Origin of the sequence: Calothrix sp. UHCC 0171, assembly GCF_034931845.1 — a bacterium.
Classification (GTDB): domain Bacteria; phylum Cyanobacteriota; class Cyanobacteriia; order Cyanobacteriales; family Nostocaceae; genus Brunnivagina.
In genome coordinates, this window is record NZ_JAYGHN010000005.1 from 214810 (window position 1) to 235555 (window position 20746).

The following is a 20746-nucleotide window of genomic DNA, read 5'->3' on the forward strand; positions in this document are numbered from 1 at the left end:
TTGTAAAGACACGGTATAGCGTCTCATATTCTGGATGTGTTGCAAACATTTTTGGAATCGGTATTAGGTCTACAAAAATATGGCAACAGATTTAAAAAGGCTACTAAAAACTATCTGTTGCCATTAATTAGGGAATTGGTATACTTTTGATTTCCGACCTCTTTTTGCAGTCAGAAATACTAAGTATCCCTGAAAATTTTAAGACTTGTAAAGATTGACTTTTTTAGCTAAACCTAATGTCTGTAAGACTTTGATACTCCACCAAGTGACATCGATTTCCCACCAATGATATCCAGCTTTGGCAACGTTGGGATATTTATGATGGTTGTTGTGCCATCCTTCTCCATAAGTAACAATGGATACCCACCACAGGTTACGAGCATTATCATCTGCCTCAAAGTTGCGATAACCCCATGCATGGGTAGCTGAGTTGACAAACCAAGTTGAGTGCCAGAGTAATACCGATCTAACTACGACTCCATAAATTACAAATGACCATCCGCCTAAAACATAAAGTAATACAGCTAAAGGTATTTGTAAGATTAAGAAATGCTTATCCAGCCAACGATAGAAAGGTTGTTTTAATAAATCGGGTGCGGCTGTTTGGTAAATTTCGCGATTGAAAAACTCAGGACGTGGGTACAAAAGCCATAGTACATGGCTCCACCAAAATCCACGTTTAGCTGAATATGGGTCTTTATCCACATCTTCCGTATGTGCGTGGTGTTGTCGATGTCCACTTACCCAAAATATTGGTCCACCTTGCAATGCTAATGCTCCCAAAATTGCGATCGCATATTCTAACCACTTAGGAACCTGAAAGCTGCGATGGCTCAACAATCGGTGATATCCCAAACAAATACCAATACTCCCAAATAGCCAGTGCAAAAACAGCGTCACAAATAATGCTTTCCAAGAAAAGAACCAAGGTGCAAGTAACGCTAACCCATGAAACGCTCCAAAGAATAATAGATAAGTCCAATTAAAAGAACTTTTAGTAGTTGATTGTCCGCTTGCTAGAGCGGTAGAAACAGGTTTTGATGTCATAAAATTCTTGTTGTTTCTTCTTGATAATAAAGCGAACTGCCCTTAACTCTGTGTAATTTTTGGCTTCTGAGCCTGGAATTAGCTATTTGATGATCATGTCCGCAAATCAGTTACAGTAGAAAAGCAAGTCTCACTTACATTACTAATCCTAGCAATATTTCCAATATTGTGCAAGTGCCGCTTGCATTATTTTTCAAAATTGCTAAATTATGCTTGAGGAGTAGTATTACTTGTGACTCAGGAGGGATGAACTGAGTTAGTATTTTGAGTATTTACCCCTTATTACTTTTCTTTTTCGGCTATGAACTCTACTCATGAGCGTTTAATGCAAGCTGCACTTGAATTATTTACTACTCAGGGTGTGGCGAATACAACAACTCGGCAAATAGCGGAATTGGCTGGAGTGAATGAAGTGACGCTATTTCGCCAGTTTGGTAACAAACATGGGTTGCTTTTGGCTTTATTTGAAGAATCAGAAAGATTTACAAATTTGGCAGAATCATTGGTGGAAGAAATAAATCCGGCTGATGATGCTGGTCAAATTCTCAAAAATTATGCAAGTAACACTTTACTTACTTTCGAGCGGGTTCCTGATTTTATTCGTTCGGTGGTGGGCGAAGCTAGTCAATATCCGCCAGAAAGTCGGCGTGCATTGGGAAAGGGGCTGAAGGAAGTTAATCGCAAAGTGGGTGAATATTTTGCAAATGCGATCGCCCAAGGATTATTAACGACAAGTTTACCTGTGGAAAAGCTGGCGGCGTTAGTAAACACGATGACTTTGGGGTATGCGATTATCGAGTTTACTAGTGAGATGCACGAATTTTGGCAGGATAGAGATGAGTTTTTAGAGACTTTGGTGGAGTTGTTTGTCGCTAAAGGTTTAGATTCTTCCGCAAATTTGGCGAAAATAAACCAAAATTTAGTAGTGACGACGAGAGAAATTGTGGATTTACCTGGGAATTTGGTTCACCAAATTTTACACCAAGCCAAAAAATCGAGTGTGCAGGATTTTGCTTTAGCATATTTATTATTTGCAACTGGGATATATCCGACTGAAATTACAACTTTGCAAATAACCCAGCAAATAGCTGATACTCAAGCAAATATTCTCCAAATCACGACACCGAAAATTACCCGTCAAGTACCTGTAAATCAATGGGTGATGGGTAAGCGGTATGGTTCCTACACTAATAATCCGCTAACTCGATGGTTAAAAAGTCGTAAAGATAATCAAACTGCCATGTTTATTAACGAAGCAGGTTTAGCCATGTCGGCATTAGAAATAGAGGAATGCTGGCAAAAGTGGACGGAGACAATTGTCACCCCAGAAGGAAAACAGCCGACAATTTCGCAAACCCAACCAACATGGTGTGTCGAAATGTTAATGCGGGGTATGAGTTTAGAGAATTTAAGTATTTTAACTGGATTGGCGATCGCCCAATTACAACCACTGGCACATCGAGCCAAGGAAAAAGCGGCGATCGAACAAGCAACTCGTCTCGATCAAAAACCTGGCTAGATGAATTCGTTTAATTTGTAATTGTAAACAAATACCCCACAGAAAAGCATAAGCTTTCCCATAGGGTATTAAAAATTGCAAATTGTACTGATTTAACTCTATGCAAATTCACAATTAGGAATCATATAAAAATAAGTAGTGCAAGCGTCTCTGCTATTTCCCAAGGTTGGGCTTTCCGTCGCCGGAGTTTTCCGTGAAAAACATCTCCCCGGAAACTCCTCTCCACACTACTTGTTCAATTCATTTTTACACGAATACTTAGAGGAAATTAACCCACATTTGCCAAAAGTAATTCCGGCTGTGATGACTTAATTACCTTGATTTGTCCATCGTCATCAACATCAACAGTCGCGGTATCGCCCTCTGTGACGTGACTACCAAGTATCGCCTCAGCGAGGGAATCTTCTAACAAACGCATAATTGCCCGACGTAATGGTCTAGCACCATAGCTAGGATCATAACCTTCTTGAACCACACGTTCTTTAAAGCGCTCTGTGACTTCGAGACGAATACCTTTCTCCAATAAGCGAATCGCAACATCCTTAAGCATAATTTCCGAAATCTGCTTAACTTCGCCTTTATTCAACTGGCTAAAGACAATAATGTCGTCGAGACGGTTGAGAAATTCAGGACGGAAGAAAGCTTTGAGTTCTTCATTAACCAAAGTCTTGATGCGGTTGTAGCTAGCTTCGGCTTCGTTTTCGATTTGGAATCCTAAACCACCGCCACCTTTTTCGATTACCTTAGAACCAATATTGGAAGTCAAGATAATCAATGTGTTCTTAAAGTCAACTTTTCGACCCTTAGAATCGCTGATGTGTCCATCATCAAGCATTTGCAGTAATGTATTAAATACATCTGGATGTGCTTTTTCTATTTCGTCGAAAAGAATTACACTGTAAGGTTTGCGGCGTACAGCTTCCGTAAGTTGTCCACCTTCATCGTAGCCTACATAACCTGGAGGCGAACCAATTAACTTGCTGACGGTGTGGCGTTCCATATATTCGGACATATCGACGCGAATCATCGCATCTTCCGCACCGAAGAAATAAGCTGCCAAGGATTTCGCCAACTCAGTTTTACCGACACCAGTAGGACCAGAGAAAATAAAGCTAGCAATCGGTCGGTTGGGATTTTTCAAGCCGACACGGGCACGACGAATCGCACGAGATACAGCTGTAACAGCCTGTTCTTGACCAATGAGACGCTGGTGTAAAGTATCTTCGAGATGTAGTAACATCTCCGACTCAGATTCAGTCAACTTGTTGACAGGTACACCAGTCCAGGAAGCGACAATTTGGGCAATGTCTTCTTCATCAACCACAGGATTGCTAATAAATTCGGCTGATTCGGCGTGGAGTTGCTCTTCTAGTTCCAGTTCCTTGTCCCGCAGATTACCTGCTTTATCAAAGTCTTGCAGGCGAACAGCTTCTTCCTTTTGTTTGCCGACAGCCAGAAGTTCACGCTTAACTTCCCGACTGGTGGAATGCATGGAATTCCTTAAACGGACGCGAGAACCTGCCTCATCGATGAGATCGATCGCCTTATCTGGCAAAAAGCGATCGCTAATATATCGATCTGACAATTCTGCTGCTGCCTTCAAAGCGGCATCGGAAATTTTCACACGGTGGTGCTGTTCGTAAATAGACCGCAATCCGTACAAAATCTGGATGGTTTCTGCAACCGAGGGTTCGCCCACCATAATTGGTTGGAATCTCCGCTCTAATGCGGCATCACGTTCAATGTGCTGGCGATACTCATCCAGGGTAGTTGCACCTAAACACTGCATTTCCCCCCTAGCTAAAGCTGGTTTGAGAATATTGGCGGCATCCATGCCACCTTCAATTCCCCCTGCACCAACCAAGGTGTGAATTTCATCAATTACGAGGATGATATTTCCGGCGCTGCGGACTTCCTCCATGATTTTTTTGAGTCGTTCCTCAAAGTCACCACGGAAGCGTGTACCTGCAACCAAGGAACCCATGTCCAAACTAATAACTTGTTTGCCCATGAGGATTTCCGGCACATCTTGATTGATAATGCGCTGTGCCAAACCTTCGGCGATCGCGGTTTTTCCCACTCCAGGTTCGCCAATCAACACCGGATTGTTTTTGGTGCGACGACCAAGAATTTGCACGGTACGTTCGATTTCCTTGTCACGACCGACAACTGGGTCAAGTTTGCCTTCTTGGGCTAACTTGGTCAGGTTTTTACCAAATTCTTCGATTGTGGGATTTTGTTGATGACGACGCTGGCTGCCACCAGAAGCACCAGGAGCAACTGCCACATCTTCACCCAAACGGCGAATTACTGCCGTGCGGAGGTCTTTGAGGTCAATAGCAAGATTTTGTAAAACTTTGGCGGCGACACCCTCACCTGCCTCGGTTAAGCCCAAAAGTAAATGTTCGGTACTAATGTAATTGTTGCCGAGCGATCGCGCTTCTTTGAAAGCCTGCTCGAATAAGCTTTTAACTTTAGGGGTAAAGGGGATTTCTGGTGGTACGAAACCAGAACCTCTACCGATAATTTTCTCTACTTCTCGACGCGCATCCTTGAGGGTAACGCCCATGTCACTCAGCACTTTAGCGGCAACCCCGTTACCTTCTCCAATCAATCCCAGGAGAATTTGCTCAGTACCGACGAAGTTGTGTCCCAGTCGGCGTGCCTCCTCCTGAGCTAACATGATTACCCTAATGGCTTGGGAAGTGAAGTGTTCAAACATAAGCGGGTTATTGCCTCCCTTGCTGCTTGGACTTAGAGTGAAATTTATTCTCACCCTCAGTTGAAGTTGTTTGTACTTTTATAAAGATAATGTATCTTTATTTAACGGCTGATGACAGTAGTGAGAGCCGTATGCCCTAAGTTGTATTAGCCGCCTACTTAAGTGTAGGTTCTTAGGGGCTTGAGCGTTGATTTATTTGTCAGGAAACTGGGTTAATTTGTTTTCCCGTCTGCTGGCTATTGCCATTAAGCATTTAAGTCGGGATTGGGGATGGATTCCCAGGTTATCCATTTAGTTGTACCATCAGGCATTGATTGGTTAAATTAACGGTGAGTTGGCAAAAATAACCAGAAAGTTAGATATAACAAGAAAAAGCCCCAAAATGGAGAAAATACAGAGATTTTGGTATTTAGCTTAATTACCTGATATTGAGATAGCTTGATTCTGGCTTATTGTGATTCTGGCTTATTTTTTAGGATAGTATCTTAGCCAACCCTCTAAAAACAACTTAGCACTGAAATAACTGCGATCGCTAATGCCCCGATGAATAAAGACCAACGACATCCCCTGGAACACAGAGACAAATCTATAGTGGACAGTTTACTTGTTGGAGAACCCACGGACACTAACTTAGCAGAATTAGCGCGATTACGTATCCGTTATCAAGGTTTTCCCGGTGCAAGAGATATCCATATAGATTTAGATAATATCATGCAAAATTGGGGTTTAACAGAGGAAGAACTCTTTGAAAAAACCCGTGCCATACATCAAGTGGGCGGAATTTATAAAACTCGTGGCAAAAAAGAAGAACAGGACTGGAATTAGTTGAAAATTAAAAGTCAGCCTTGATGAAAAAATTCTCTATCATCCACAATTAAAATGTCATCGAAATCGGAATCATCTCAAAATTTATATCCACAGGAGGATGATTATTTTCAACTTACCAAAATTAATGAGTCAATGGCAGACTTTGCTCAAGCAGCCTTATTTATCTGACAGACAATTGTGATGACAATCACAACTAATAAAGAGAGTGTAGTTACTCTCCTGCACACTACACTCTCTTGAGGTTTTCTATTTAATTTCAGCCGACTTACTGATTAACAATGAGTCATTCTTAAGCTGTCGTCCATTCAGGAGGTGCTGTTGTTATGGCTCTTTCCGAAGCAGTTGTGCCATCCATAAACCAGATTGCATCATTACCGGTGGTGGAGTTGCGCCAAAAAATATCAGTCTTACCATCGTCATTAAAGTCACCAAGACTGTATTGCAGCGATGAGTCAGTTTTTGGCAAAAATGCTGAGGTAGAAATGCTAGTACCATCCATCAACCAAGCGGTATTTTCACCTGTTCTAGTATTGTGCCAGAAAACATCCGTTTTTCCGTCGCCATTAAAATCACCAGTGCTAGCTTGCCAATCAGAAGTCATATTAGTGAGATTACCGCTAAAAATTAGGGTTCCATTCATGAGCCAAGCAGAAGTTTCTCCTGTTGCTTGATTACGCCACAGCAAATCATTTCTACCATCACCATTAAAGTCGCCAACGGTATAATCCCAAGAAGAATCCATCTTTTGTAGGAAAGAACCAGAGTAATTGGTTCCATCCATTAACCAAACCGCAGTTTCGGTGGTATTTTTGTTTCGCCAAAATAAATCTGTCTTCCCATCACCGTTAAAATCAACTATGGTTGGAGTCCAAGATAAATCTTCCGTTTTAGGTAAATAGGCTGCGGTGGTTACTGTTGTATTATCCATTAACCAGGTTGCATTTTCCCCTGTTTTGGTGTTATGCCAAAAAACATCGCTTTTCCCATCTCCGTTAAAATCAGCAATCTGAAAATTCCAGTTACTATCAATTGTTTGCTGTTGAGTGGTACTGACAACATTAGTACCATCCATTATCCAGATATAGTTTTCACCTGTTGTCGTATTACGCCAAAATATATCACTTTTACCATCACGGTTAAAATCAGCTAGTTTGTAATCCCACTCAGCATCCATATTTGCCAAAAACTTGGCATCAGCGATTCTGTCACCATCCATCACCCAAATAGCAGTTTCACCCGTCTCACTATTACGCCATAATAAATCGCGTTTACCATCACCGCTAAAGTCAGCGTTAGTTGCCGGATTACTAAATATAGAGTTAGGATTTGGATTTGTTCTGGGTACGTTAGCTGCTTGATTTGTAATATTATCAGGGTTCGATGCTGGAGATTTTCCAAAAGAGAATGAATAGCTAGTATCTAACATTTCTCCGAATCTATTCGGAGGCAGATAAGCACTGACAGAGTTAATATTACTTGTAGGGATGTTTAGGGATTCTTTGGATGCATTCATGATACACTTCTACCTTTTATATTTATATAATATTTAGATATTTTCTGCATATATTCTGTCAAAGGATAACAAACATTCTATTAATTAAAAGTTATAAATAACTCTTTATTCCGACAAAATTTAAAATTAGTTAATTAGGGGAAATATGCCTATTTAAATTACATTTAAATATATTTAGATCTAGATTTAGATACTCAATTAAAATTGATATCCCCGATTTCTTGAAGAAATCAGGGATATTAGTTTGCATTTATCTAATTTTTTAGAAAGTGTACCAACCTAACGGAGTGGCTGTCACACTACTAACAGTACCATCTGCTGACCAAATCATATTTTCACCGGTACTATTGTTATGCCAGAATAATTCGGTGGTACCGTTGCCATCAAAATCACCGAAGCTGGATGTCCAGTTAGAATCCAAGGATGGTAAAGCGGTTTCGGTAGCTGTTCCGCCATCCATTTGCCAGCCCTTATTTTCGCCAGTGCTTTGATTGCGCCAGAAAATATCAAGTTTACCGTCGTTGTTAGAGTCACCGAAAGAGTATTTCCAATCAGAACCAGCACCTTGGGTTGGTAAATCTACTTGCGTAAAATTAGTACCATCGATCAACCAGGTTTTATTTTCACCTGTTTGAGCATTGTGCCAGAAGATATCAGTCTTCATATCACCGTTAAAGTCAGTTGCGGAGAATTCCCAACCAGCACCAAAGGTTTCTAGCATGACTCCGTCGAAATTAGTACCATCCATTATCCACAGTGCATTTTCACCAGTGACATTGTTGTGCCAGAACAAATCAGTTTTACCATTGCGATCGACATCCGTAATGGTGTAGTTCCAATTGGAATCAGTTGATGGTAAGAATGCAGAACTAGCGATATTTGTGCCATCCATAATCCAGACAGCATTTTCATTAGTTTGATTATTGCGCCAAACTAGATCGGATTTGCGATCGCCATTGGTATCAGCAACGGTGAAATCCCAATTACTATCTAAAGTTGCGATCGTAGTTTCAGAAACTATGGTTCCGCCATCGATTATCCAAGCGCTGACTTCACCACTATTTTTGTTTTTCCAAACTAAATCAGTTTTGCCATCTCCATTTAAATCGGCAATTTTAAAATCCCAATCAGCGCCACGATTACCTAAAGAAAAACCTTCAGGATTAGAACCATTCATTAACCAAATGGCAAATTCACCAGTTTCGGCATTACGCCACATTTTGTCAGTTTTACCATCGCCATTAAAATCAGGATTTATTGCGGCGCTACTAAATATAAGATTTGGATTGGGATTAAACCCTTCAGCCTCTGGGCTAGATGAGCCGTTGAAGCTATTAGTATTATTTGGAGAAATGCTAGTATCAAAATTATTTGTTGCAGTATATTTTGAAGCACTAACGCTAGGATCAAGCGGAGACTGTGTAGAATTGTTTGAATCAAACATAATTGGTAATTGACAACATGTTCATCAACCGTTTTACAATCGCTTAGTTATTAAAAGTGTTAGTCCCTAACAAATAAAGACTTTTGCACAAGTTTTTCAATATTTAATTAGTTCGTAAATAACATTGTTTAATCGAGTAATTTTTGCATAAAAATATCCCCGCCTAATTGAATAATTTGGGGATATATACTAATGGGAAAGACATCGTATAAATGCTTGAGCTTCTGGATGTTGAGAATTGATAAAATCTTCCGGCTTATCTAATACAACTAATTCGCCTTGATACATTAATCCAATCCGCGAAGCTAAGATAAATGCTTCCTGAATATCATGGGTAACAAAAATAACTGTTTTCCCTAATTCTTGCTGTAATCGTTTAAATTCTTGCTGAATTTCTAAGCGTGTAATTGGATCAAGTGCGCCAAATGGTTCATCCATTAATAGCATTGGGGGGTCGGCTGCTAGCGCCCTGGCAACTCCTACACGCTGTTTTTGTCCTCCTGAAAGTTCGTGGGGATAACGTTGGGCAAATTCTCCAGGTTCTAGTCCAACTAAATGTAATAATTCGTGCGATCGCGTTTTAATTTGTTTTGGTTTCCAACCTTCTAATGATGGAACTAAACCGACGTTACGTTCAACTGTGAAATGCGGAAATAGTCCTGTTTCCTGAATTACATAACCAATCTTGCGCCGCAATTTGATTTCATCCCACTGATGTGTGGGAATACTATTAAATAAAACCTCCCCTTGCGTTGGTAATAAAAGACGATTTATTAGTTTCATGGTTGTAGTTTTCCCACTACCACTACGTCCCAGTAATACTAGTGCTTCCCCTTGATAAATAGTAAAATTCAAATCTGATACTAAATTACGATATGCATTGGGGATTAAGCTTTGTTTATCAGGACGACGCAGGGAAACATGCTTGAATTCGACAGTAGTTTGCTTTTGTGACATAGGTAAAGATGGGTAGGTAAATTACTGAAAATATTGCGACAGAGAAATAATCTTTTACAATTAAATTTACAAGTTTGTGTAATCAAAACCCCGATATGAAATTTGTTCTTGCAGATGCGATCGCCACCCAATCGCTCGGTATAAAATTCGGTGAATTATTGCCTGCTGGTACTGTTCTGCTGCTTTCAGGTGATTTGGGTGCAGGAAAAACTACGTTTGTTCAAGGAATCGGTAAAGGCTTGGGAATTACTGAGGCGATCGTTAGTCCAACTTTCACCTTAATAAATGAGTATACTGAGGGTCGCATTCCACTTTACCATCTCGATTTATACCGTTTGCAAGCGAATGAAGTCTCTGCACTCAATTTAGACAGTTATTGGGAAGGCTTTGAGGTGACACCTGGTATAGTGGCGATCGAATGGGCGGAAAGAATGCCTTATAAGCCAGATAGTTATTTAGTTATACGATTTATGGCTGTAAGTGATAGTGAAATGCGCGAAGTCGAAATCATTCCGTTTAATTGGAACTTCAATGAAGAAATGCTCAGGGATATCTCGCAATACGGTTCGGTTAGGGAGGGAAAGAGTAAGAATAAGATGTAATCATCTATAAAGCGATTCTAAAAGTCAAGAGCTAAAAGTCAAGAGCTAAAAGCTAACTGCTAATAGCCATTTTGCTTAATCGAAGCGTATTGGCATATCTCACACTTCTGCAATAATTTGGAAATGTGAATAGCTATCTTGAAATCAATAATTTTGTTGTTTCTGGAATTTCTCAATACAACTGACGATTAAATCAAAACGGAAATTATCAACTAAGTTAGTTAAAGTCTGAATGAGTATCACTTGTGACTCAGGTATTTGATTAATCAATTCTACAGCTAGTTCATCGTTGAGGCTCAGGGCAGCAAAGTGTAGTTCTTCTAGCCAGGCTGGTGGCATGGTGCTGAATAAATCAGGGGAAATTTGTGATGTTTCTAAGATTTCGATATGAGGATTTGATTTCGGTTGTAAATTCTGTTCTGATTTATATTCATAATTGACTTTTAAATAGTGGGCAATTATGTCATACACTTGTTGTTCATGAAAAGGTTTGCCAAGAAAATTATTACAACCAGCTTTAAAAATATTTTTTTTCTGCTCGTCAAATGTACTGGCTGTTAAAGCAATAATTATTGTTGATAATTGGTGGTGAGATTCTGGTTCAGATTTTAGCTGTTTTCTGATATTTTTTTCTAATTCTCTAATAATTTTAGTTGCTTGACAACCATTTAATTCTGGCATTCTAATATCCATAAAGATTAAATGTGGATGCCAATTCTGCCAAATTTCTATCACTTCTCGACCATTAGTAGCTTGTTGAATTTCAAATCCTAATGGTTCAATTATTTTAGTAATTAACAGACGATTTTCTAGGACATCTTCAGCTATCAGAATCCGGTAATTTGGTTGATGTTTGGCGACTCCAATCACTCGTGGTTTTGGAAGGCTGTATTCTAATTCATGAATATGGGCGAGGCTAAATTTGATATTAAAAGTAAAAATTGACCCTTGATTAATTTTACTATGAACATAAATATCTCCGCCCAATAACTTGACAAACTCACGACTAATAGCTAAACCTAAACCTGTCCCTTCGCTTGATTTGCGACCAACATCGGTTTGTATAAAAGGATTGAAGATAGCATCCAAATCTTCTGGCGCAATTCCAAATCCTGTATCGGCAACTTCAAAAATGAGACACTGTTCATTCAAAGTATTTGCTACTGATAAATCTTGATTTTGCCAATTTTTCGGAAACTCATTGTTGTGATAATTATTGTTAGTTACTTCTGATTCTCTACTTCTGTCCTGCGACAAGTCTTCCGGAATTGGGAGAATGCCTATTCCCGATTTTCTGGGTAGCTGCTGTTGATTTTGAGTCAATGATAAATGATGATTTTGTTCACTGAATAGTTGATGTTCCGGCTTTTGAGAATTTACATAGGATAAAGACTCCGGTTGTTGAAGGGAAATTGTAGATTTATGGATAATTGTGAGTTTGCGAACATCATTTGTATATTCCTGATTTTGGTCTGGTTTTTGTAGTCTGACGCGCAAAATTACACTACCTTGCGGTGTAAATTTAATGGCGTTATTTAATAAATTAATTAAAACTTGGCGAAGTTTACTTTCATCGCTGTAAATATACTGGGGTACATTGCCAATTAACTCAAATCTAAATTCCAAACCTTTGTTTTTTGCACGTAATTGCAACATCTGCTGGAGTGAGTCTAATAACGCATATAAATCAAAGTTCTTTTCAACTAATACAGTTCTACCAGCTTCAATTTTAGACATTGATAAAACGTCATTAATCAGTTCCAGTAAATGCTTGCCACTACGGTTAATAATTTTGATATGCTGTTGCTGTTCTCTGGTTAAATCTTCTTCATGAGAGAGTAGTTGACTAAAACCGAGAATTGCATTGAGAGGTGTTCGTAATTCATGGCTAATATTTGCTAAAAAAGTGCTTTTTGCAATATTTGCCGCTTCTGCTTGTTGTTTTGCTTTTTCTAAGGCGAGATTTTTTTCAACCAGTTCTTGAGTCCGAGCGCAAACTTTCATTTCTAGGGTTTGAGCATAATTTGCTAAAGCTTGGTGTGAGAATTGCAATCTTTGCCAAAGTAAATACATGCGACTGACTAATCCGGCACTAATTAGTCCCAACATTGGGGATATGACAGTAACCCACCAACCAGCCAAAAATAATAAATAAGAACTGCTCAGAAGACTAGTAAAAGCGATCGCAAATAATAACCCTTTCCATTTCGAGCCAGAATTTGTTCCTATCTGCGCTCGCCCCAATGTTATTTCCCATCCCAATATTGCCCCTAGGCTCGACCAAAGTAAAATCCACAACCATTGCAATCTCTGGGGTATTCCTCGCAAAAGCTGTCCATTATCTAAAGCTGCACTCACAATCTGGTTGGCGAGTTCTGCATGGAGTTCTACACCTGACCATGTACTACGGGTATTAGTTGTGTATGGTGTATAAAACTTTTCACTGGTACTTTCCGCCACAGAACCAATTAAAACTATTTTCCCTCTGAGTAAGCTTGCGGGAACACGATTTGCCAGTAGGTCAGAAATTGATATTTTGAGGACTCCCGGCTGATATTTGCGGAAATTTGCCAAAATTTGATATCCACCCACATCTGCATGTACATAACCACCCTCACTATCCTGTAGGGGTACAAACCTCGCCTTACCAAGTTGGAGAATTCCGTTGCTTCCTTGACTTTGAGGTTGAATCTGTCTAGCTGCTAGATAAGTGAGCGCTAGTTTTGCCCCTAAGGTTAAGCTGGTTTTCCCTTGATTTTTATTTTCTCTGCCACTATTCTCTAACCGTACCGATAACAAGTAACGTCTCACCTTACCGTCAGTATCTAACACTAGGTCGGAAGCTGCAATTTGATTGCGATCGCCTAAAATTGGGGGAGCTTCGACTATCGGACTACTAGCATCACTTGATACCTTATGAATTCCAATCAGATTTGGTGTGGAAGTATAAAATTGTAATAATTCTTCATGTCCAGGTGGAACAGGAAAATTGCGATATAGGTTTAATCCGATTACTTGTGGTTGCTTTTGTTTGATTTGATGGAGCAATTTCACTAGGGTGGCATCAGAAATGGGCCATTGTCCCCAACGTGACAAATCGGACTCATCAATTGTCACAACTACTACACGATTTTTTCCGGATTCCGGAGGACGCAGACGAAACAACTGGTCTAAAACTGCACATTCGAGAAACTGAAATATCCCTGTGAGTTGCAAGGCGATAACAATTGTCGTGACACCTATCGCTGTGATTTCCACACCGTGACATCGAATAAGTTGTTGTTTTAACCTTTTCCACATAGTTAGGGGATTGGGGGGAAAAATGTCAGGTTGATCATGGATTGGCGATAGATATGGAAAGAGAGACATCGGGAAAGGCGGAGAGTCTGTCACCCGGCATCTGTATGCTTCTGTTTCTCCACATTTCTATGTCTTGGCATTTCCCTTGTCAGCTTTCTCCTGTTTTTAATTAGCTGTGGCAATCATACTCAGACCGACTGATGTGAATAACTCTTTCCAGGATTGAGAGATTTGGGTATTACTAGGTTGTTGGTGTTGGAGTTCGATGATTGTGGCGACTGCATCATACCAGAAAGCTTGTTTGGCGTAGAGAGAAACACGTTCAATTGCTGATGCTTGGGCTAATTGTTGTTGCAAAGTCTGGTCTAATGGTACATGTTCTATCCAACCGCCTACTACCCAATCTTCTGTACGATCGCTAGGATTACAGGTGACAGCAAATGACCAATAGTAAATTTTGTTTTTCACTAGTGGTGGTGCATCCTCTGGTAAGTTAATGCTGATTAAGCCATTGCGATCGCTAATGGGTATTCTTGTTTGATAAATTCCATTCATCTCTCCGTCAAATAAGCTGAATTCTGCCGACTGAGCGATGCTGGGGGGAAGCAGGACAAAGAAGACGGGACGTTGTAATCGTGACAACCCAATATATTTACCGGGGCTGAGGGCTGCCAGAACTGGAGTCTGATTGGATAATGTCGAAGCACAAGCCAAAGTCACAGGGCGGGAACCACCACCAGCAGTTCCACCACGTGGCGCATCTCTTCTGGGAGGTGGCTCAAAGTTGGCGGGCATTGGGTTTGCTGCCCATGTAGGTATAGTAAGATTTGTTACCATTATCCCTGATACCAACATCATAACAGTCGGTGTGTTCTTGAATGTGTAAATAAATCTATAAGGAAGCATTTGAATTATAAATTAGATTGTGTTACTAGAAGAATTCGGAGGTCATAACTGAGGATAAATTATGTAAATCGCCAATAAAATAGTTGATAATATATGTGAATCCTAGATTCTGACTCCCGGACTTGAGGCATTCAAATCAATTATCTAGCCTCTACAGCCAATTGCCAACTAGTATAAAAGCTGCCCAGTAATAAGGATGTTTGAATTCCGGCGTTTGTAAGAGTTCTAACTGTGCTAATCGCAATGCCTCGACTTTTGTTACTTTGGATTTAAGTAATCCTCTGTAAAAGGCACTCATTAATTTTGCGGTTGATTCATCGCTAACAGTCCATAGCGAAGCCAGAGTGCTACGTGCGCCAGAGCGTACTGCAACGCCAGCAAGTCCGAGAGTTGCCCTTTCGTCACCTTTGGCGGTTTGACAGGCGCTGAGTACGAGTAAATCAATGGGTGAGGAGCCTTTGAGATTGCGATCGCTCATTAATTTGCTTAATGTATGGATATTAATCTGTCCATCCCAGGTTTTGATGAAGGTATCGCTGGCTTTGGAGCTAAACTGTCCGTGGGAGGCTAGGTGCATGACGGAATATGCAGGGTTTTGTAATTTGGCTTTGAGTTTGGCGTTGGTAAAGTTTTCGTTGAGTAATACTGTGGTGGGGATTGTGGTGCTGATTTGTTGGATTTCTGGCTCGACTCCGGGTAAAGGGGCAAATCCGGCGTTGGTTTTGCTCATGCCGCCTGCTAATACCTGAATCTGATTGTTTTTTCGGGGTTGGGATTTAAAAAGTTGTAAGCTCGGTGCTAAGGCGATTTGATATTTCTCAATGAGATATTTTTCGCCGTCATGCAAGGCAGATATCGGTATATTCCGCAATTCTCGATCAAGAATAAACACTAGTGTGTGAATTTGATTTTTAACTAAATCAGGTGCTATATCTGCCAACAACCAAGTATAAATTTTTTGGGCAATTGTTAATCTTTCGGCGGCAAATGAAGTGCGTCGTAACGATTGGCGCATGTCTTTAATGGCTGCTTCGACTTGAGATTGGGGAATTTTGGTGCTGTAATGTTGTAAAGGTTGGTTGGGTAATGAGATAATTACCTCGATGCGATCGCTTAAAATAATTGGGTAGATGAGAGCGGCTGTGGAGTCTATTGTTTCGATGGGTACGGTTTTGCTATCTAGACAAGCTTCGCGGAAAAAATTGGCTAATTCGGCAAGTTGTAGTGCCTCAATTGTTTCTCTGGCAGCAATGAGGTTGTCTTGTTGCTGGGAAGCAGGAGTATTGGGAATATCTTGTAAAAGTAAATCTACAAGTTCGCGGTAAACTGGTTCAACACTTTCACGAAATGAAAACTGGATATCTTGGTTGATGGCGACTAAGTCTTGACGCAGCGATTGCAAAGCTTGAAATGCTTGCTTGTAGTTCGCGATCGCTCCTATTTTATCACCTTGGGCGTTCAAAATCCTCCCCATTTGCCATTCCCACTGATAAGCAATATCGGGGGCATTAATTTTTTGGGCTAACTTTAAAGCCTGGGTTGTCAAACTTGTAGCAATTTCCCACTGTTGAGTTTGTGCATAAAGATTGCCTAATTTTCCGAAAGCGGTTGATTCTGCACGTGAATTACCTAAAGTTTGTGCTTGTTGTCGTGCATTGGCTAATAATTCTGCTGATTGAATTAATAAGTTGGGAAGAGTAATTTTGGAACTGGAAGAAAATTTCACCAAACTCGTAGCTAATTCAATTTGTGCATAAATTGTAGTTTGAGTGGGAGGTAAATTATCAATTTGTTCCTGAATTTGGGAAATTAATTGCTCCGCTTCTTCTAGGCGGTGTAGTTGCCATAAAATATCAAGTTGATAAAGTCTTGCTTGTAATTGGATTTGTTCGGGAATGGGATGCTTTTGATTGGCTACTTGCTGAAAAAGGTTTAATGCCGTCTCAATTTTATTTTCGGAATTTGCCACCTTTCCCAAATTCAGTAATGCTATCTGTTGTTCGGTTGACAAACCTAATTTTTGAGCAATATCTAAACTTTTTTCGAGGTTATCTCTGGCATTTTGATAGTCTCCTATGATTCGCCAACTATTTCCCAAATTCAAAAGAATGGAAATTTTTAGTTGTGAGTCGGGTTGTTGTGATAGTGAAGTTTCAACTTGCTGAAAAAGGGTATTTGCACGTAGGAAATAGCCGAGCATTTGTAATGCTTTTGCTTGATTAATTTGCGTACCAATTTCACCAACTTTATCTCCAGAATGATGATATTTTTTCTCAGCTAACCGCCAAGTTTCTAATGCCGATTCAGTTTTACCTTGATTAAATAATAAATGTCCTTGATTATTGAGAATTTGAGCATAAATAAAATTATCGTGGTATTTCTGAATGATTTCTATGGCTGTATGGATAATGATATCTGATTGGAGAATTTGCCCTAATTGTTGATAACTCAATGCTAAATAACTTAATATTAAAGCCTGATTTTTTTTGTTGCGTTTTTTCTCAAAGTTAACTGCTGCATCTTTCCAAATTTGAATGGCATTCTTAAATTGCCCCGCTTCGTAAAATATTTGTCCTTGTTCTACTGGAGTTGGCGCATGGGAAGGAAAGTGAGGATATATTGCCCTTGTTGGCAAATTTAGACTCAAGAATGCCAAACACACTAAAAGAGTCATCACAATTAAAGCTCTCAAAAATTTGAGAAATAGGATTTGCAATTGAGATAGCCACAAACTTTGCTGCTGCCCATCTTTAGTGGTTAATTTTAAAAAAATATCTTTCACCAATCAAAATAAAATCACTAAAAAAAATTAAATTCCCTACACTAAAAATTCAGTTTATTTGAGATTAGCAAGGCAATTACTGAAGCTTTGCCTAATTAAATTAGATGTATTGGGGGAAACCATAGCAACTAATTTCACAACACCATTACTACCTATCTCCCAACCAGTTGCCTCAATGAATTCACCCTCTTCTCTTCTCTGTTTATCTGCTGCTTCCTCCCTTTCTTCTCCCTGAATTCGCCAATCAATCCAAGCAGGAGTGCTATTTAAGATTTCATTCCCCATGAGAGGTAATCCACCTCGTCTGACGATTGTGAAACTATTCGCAGTGCTTTGACTTGAACAAGTTTGATTTATTTGACTTGATGCATCAATAACTTCAGTCGATTGTTCGCTATTACCTCGACTGGGATCAATATTCAGGGTATCAATAATTACTTTTCCACTAACTCCCGATTGCGAACTAGTGGTAATATCACTACGAGAAGTTAATTGCGATCGCATTTCTAACCCCAGGATAGCATCGCTGCTAATATTAATATTACCGCCACGCCCTTGGATTGTATTGGCTATAATATCGCTATTTGCTTGGGGATTGCTGACAATAAAGCCAGCTTTGATGTTGATATTCCCTCCATTTCCTGTACCACGTGCCGTTGTGGAAATTGAACTATTATTCAGAAATTGAAAATAATTTCCGGCAATCAAATTAATATTTCCACCTTCTCCAAATGCTGTTTCTGTACTCACGTTGCCTCGATTAAAAGTGATATTTTTCGTTTGTAATTGAATATTTCCCCCTTTACCTTTACCCTGACTATTTGTAGATATCCAGGCACTATTGCTAATTTTGATATTAGGAGAATTCACAAAAATGTTGCCGCCATTTCCCGCAGAGTTAGGTGTTGTATCCGCCAATAATCTAGTTTTTGTACCAGTTAAAAGAAATTTCTCATGGGTTATCACTTGAATATCTCCCGCATTGCCAAAGCTGGAGATGCTACTCATAATTTTTCCCCCGCTTTGAACTTTAAAAGTATTAGTATCTATTTTGATATTACCCGCATTACCTTGTCCATCACTTCTAACACTAACTAATCCTTGATTCGCTATTGATAAATTTGCAGCCATTAGGGTAATGTTGCCACCATTAGTAGTCGCACCAGTAGATGTTTTACTACTAATTTGACTAGGAATTATTTCTTGGGTAAACTTATCGATACTAAAACCTTCAATAGATATCCTCTCACCGACTTGAATATTGATATTTGCGGCTTTAAAATCACGGGTAAAATTTTCACGAATTTGAACATTACGCCCTGGAATTGTGGGAATTATATCGGTAATAATTTGAGAACCATTGAGAATAGATAGATTTCCAGCTTTAATTTCAATATTATTGTCATTATTAATCCAATTTGGTTGAAATCTGGAGATAATGAAAATACCAATATTACTGGAGTTATTTAATGTGATATCACCAGATATTGCTAAATTAATTTTTCCCGAATTTCCAGGCTCAATACTTTGAGCAATGATTGATGAAGCATTATTGGCTCTCAAGGAATTTGCCTTTAAATTAATCTCCCCTGCATTCCCAATTCCTCCATCATTACTACTACCAATATTCGCATGATTATTTAAATTAATATTATCTGTGACTTCTACATCAATTGTGCCAGTGGAACCAATATTAGATGATTTTGTCAATAAAGCAGCTTGATTAAGAGTCAGAGAATTCGCTTTAACTGTAATATCTTCTCCGGCTTGCATCGTGGCGAATAATAAATTGACATCACCCAAAGCATTAATATTCAAGTTGCCATTAACATCTGTGATATTTCCTCGACTTGTAATATTAGCGGCTGATAAATCCAAATCTCTATTTGTGAATAAATTAGCTTCATTGATAATTTCACCCGTAACATTTGCTCCCCATTGCACACCAATAGGTGTAGAAATAATTAATATTGGAGAAGTTGCAGTATCTGTTGCACTATATATATCCCCTTCCGGAAATTTCCATGCATCTGCGGTACTCACAAAAAATGAACCGCCAATATCTAAAGCTGCATTGGCTCCAAAAACAACCCCATTAGGATTGAGCAAAAACAGATTAGTATTACCATTTGCACGGATTAATCCATCAATATTAGAAATAGATTTACCCGTAACTCGCGTAATTATATTTTCGATATTGCTCGCATTCTCAAAGTCAGCATTTTGCCCAGTTGCAAGGGAAAATCTCTCAAAGCTGTGAAATAGATTTTTACCTGCTGGAGTTCCCCCCGTAATTGAGTAAGTATTATTACTCAACGTGACAATAGAGTTGTTAGGTAATGTACTGTCAGTAACTATTGATTGTGAGGGAATAGATTGCGATCGCACAATTGGTATTGTAGTTAGTAGACTATGTATAAGGGTAATAGCGTAAATTCCCAGCGAATAGTTTCGTCTCCTAAAAGCTTTCATAGTCTTTATACTTTCTGTACCGAAAGCTGAAAATACTGCGAACTTAAAATAACATATTTTTGTACCCAGTATAATTGTTAACACACAATTGTTTTTAAATTCGTTTGCAGAAAAATCGATGTTCTTATTAAGTAAGTATTTTAGGCTTTTTACAACTACGATAGCAGTATTTGCATCTTGGCTTTATCGGCTATTTATACAAGATTTGATTACGTATAATAACTAAAGCGAGAATGTACTTGATAGTCCAAATATCTTCCAGTTTTCCTCTGCCCACACAAATTTTTCAAAAAATAGGATAATTGCACCTGATAATATCCATAGTTAGCTTCCGGACTCGACTTGCGAAGTAATAATAATCAAAAGCTGAGAATTTAATTTGGCAAAAGATAAATTGAATAGATAAAATCCATATCAACTGCGGAAAATATGATTTTCTCCTTGAGGAAGTTTTATGAGAGAAATATGTAGTTTTGTACAGAACTTCGCGAAATATGTAGCTTTTTAGATTTTTGAGTGTTTCCTCGTTTTTAGATGTGTAATTAAGGAAACCTAATCTATAGACGAATGAGGTCATCAAAAACTTAGAAAGCAGAATTACCATATATAGGCTGTTGTAGTTAATAAGCTGGGGAGCATCCACTTTTGGAAGAC

12 protein-coding genes are annotated in these 20746 nt (G+C 39.2%); 3 read left to right on the plus strand and 9 right to left on the minus strand.

The features are described 5' to 3' along the window. Window positions 1-198: 198 nt before the first annotated feature. Window positions 199-1047, minus strand: coding sequence for an acyl-CoA desaturase (locus tag VB733_RS06510; RefSeq protein ID WP_323339272.1), 849 nt, complete (start codon window positions 1045-1047; stop codon window positions 199-201). 301 nt (window positions 1048-1348) lie between these two features. Here VB733_RS06510 and VB733_RS06515 point away from each other — a divergent pair, with 301 nt between their 5' ends. Further along, entirely contained in the window at window positions 1349-2566 is a 1218-nt protein-coding gene (locus VB733_RS06515) for a TetR/AcrR family transcriptional regulator (protein ID WP_323339273.1), read from the plus strand. A 268-nt stretch (window positions 2567-2834) separates the two neighbouring features. On the opposite strand, the gene VB733_RS06520 is transcribed toward VB733_RS06515, so the two are convergent. Next, a complete protein-coding gene (locus tag VB733_RS06520; RefSeq protein ID WP_323339274.1) occupies window positions 2835-5288 on the minus strand; it encodes an ATP-dependent Clp protease ATP-binding subunit in 2454 nt (817 codons plus the stop codon). A gap of 543 nt (window positions 5289-5831) precedes the next feature. Here VB733_RS06520 and VB733_RS06525 point away from each other — a divergent pair. Next, window positions 5832-6113: a DUF3288 family protein gene (locus VB733_RS06525; protein WP_323339275.1), complete on the plus strand. Its 282-nt coding sequence runs from the start codon at window positions 5832-5834 to the stop codon at window positions 6111-6113. Window positions 6114-6405: 292 nt separating this feature from the next. On the opposite strand, the gene VB733_RS06530 is transcribed toward VB733_RS06525, so the two are convergent. The 3 genes from VB733_RS06530 to VB733_RS06540 form a co-directional block, all read right to left on the minus strand. Beyond that, window positions 6406-7629 carry a VCBS repeat-containing protein gene (locus VB733_RS06530; RefSeq protein WP_323339276.1) on the minus strand — a complete coding sequence of 408 codons (1224 nt, stop codon included), beginning with the start codon at window positions 7627-7629 and terminating at the stop codon, window positions 6406-6408. Window positions 7630-7891: 262 nt separating this feature from the next. After that, window positions 7892-9073: a VCBS repeat-containing protein gene (locus VB733_RS06535; protein WP_323339277.1), complete on the minus strand. Its 1182-nt coding sequence runs from the start codon at window positions 9071-9073 to the stop codon at window positions 7892-7894. Window positions 9074-9262: 189 nt separating this feature from the next. Beyond that, entirely contained in the window at window positions 9263-10030 is a 768-nt protein-coding gene (locus VB733_RS06540) for an ATP-binding cassette domain-containing protein (RefSeq protein ID WP_323339278.1), read from the minus strand. Window positions 10031-10125: 95 nt separating this feature from the next. Between VB733_RS06540 and tsaE the strand changes: the two genes are divergently transcribed. Then, a complete protein-coding gene (tsaE, locus tag VB733_RS06545) occupies window positions 10126-10632 on the plus strand; it encodes a tRNA (adenosine(37)-N6)-threonylcarbamoyltransferase complex ATPase subunit type 1 TsaE (protein WP_323339279.1) in 507 nt (168 codons plus the stop codon). Window positions 10633-10776: 144 nt separating this feature from the next. Here the strand turns inward: tsaE and VB733_RS06550 are convergent, their stop codons facing one another. The 4 genes from VB733_RS06550 to VB733_RS06565 form a co-directional block, all read right to left on the minus strand. Next, a complete protein-coding gene (locus VB733_RS06550) occupies window positions 10777-13932 on the minus strand; it encodes a CHASE2 domain-containing protein (RefSeq protein WP_323339280.1) in 3156 nt (1051 codons plus the stop codon). 165 nt (window positions 13933-14097) lie between these two features. After that, the gene (locus VB733_RS06555) at window positions 14098-14769 is read right to left on the minus strand and encodes a DUF928 domain-containing protein (RefSeq protein WP_323339281.1); all 672 of its coding nucleotides are present in this window, start codon (window positions 14767-14769) and stop codon (window positions 14098-14100) included. Between the two features lie 220 nt (window positions 14770-14989). Beyond that, window positions 14990-17620: a CHAT domain-containing protein gene (locus VB733_RS06560; protein ID WP_323339282.1), complete on the minus strand. Its 2631-nt coding sequence runs from the start codon at window positions 17618-17620 to the stop codon at window positions 14990-14992. 54 nt (window positions 17621-17674) lie between these two features. Then, the gene (locus tag VB733_RS06565) at window positions 17675-20092 is read right to left on the minus strand and encodes a filamentous hemagglutinin N-terminal domain-containing protein (RefSeq protein WP_323339283.1); all 2418 of its coding nucleotides are present in this window, start codon (window positions 20090-20092) and stop codon (window positions 17675-17677) included. Window positions 20093-20746: the final 654 nt, after the last annotated feature.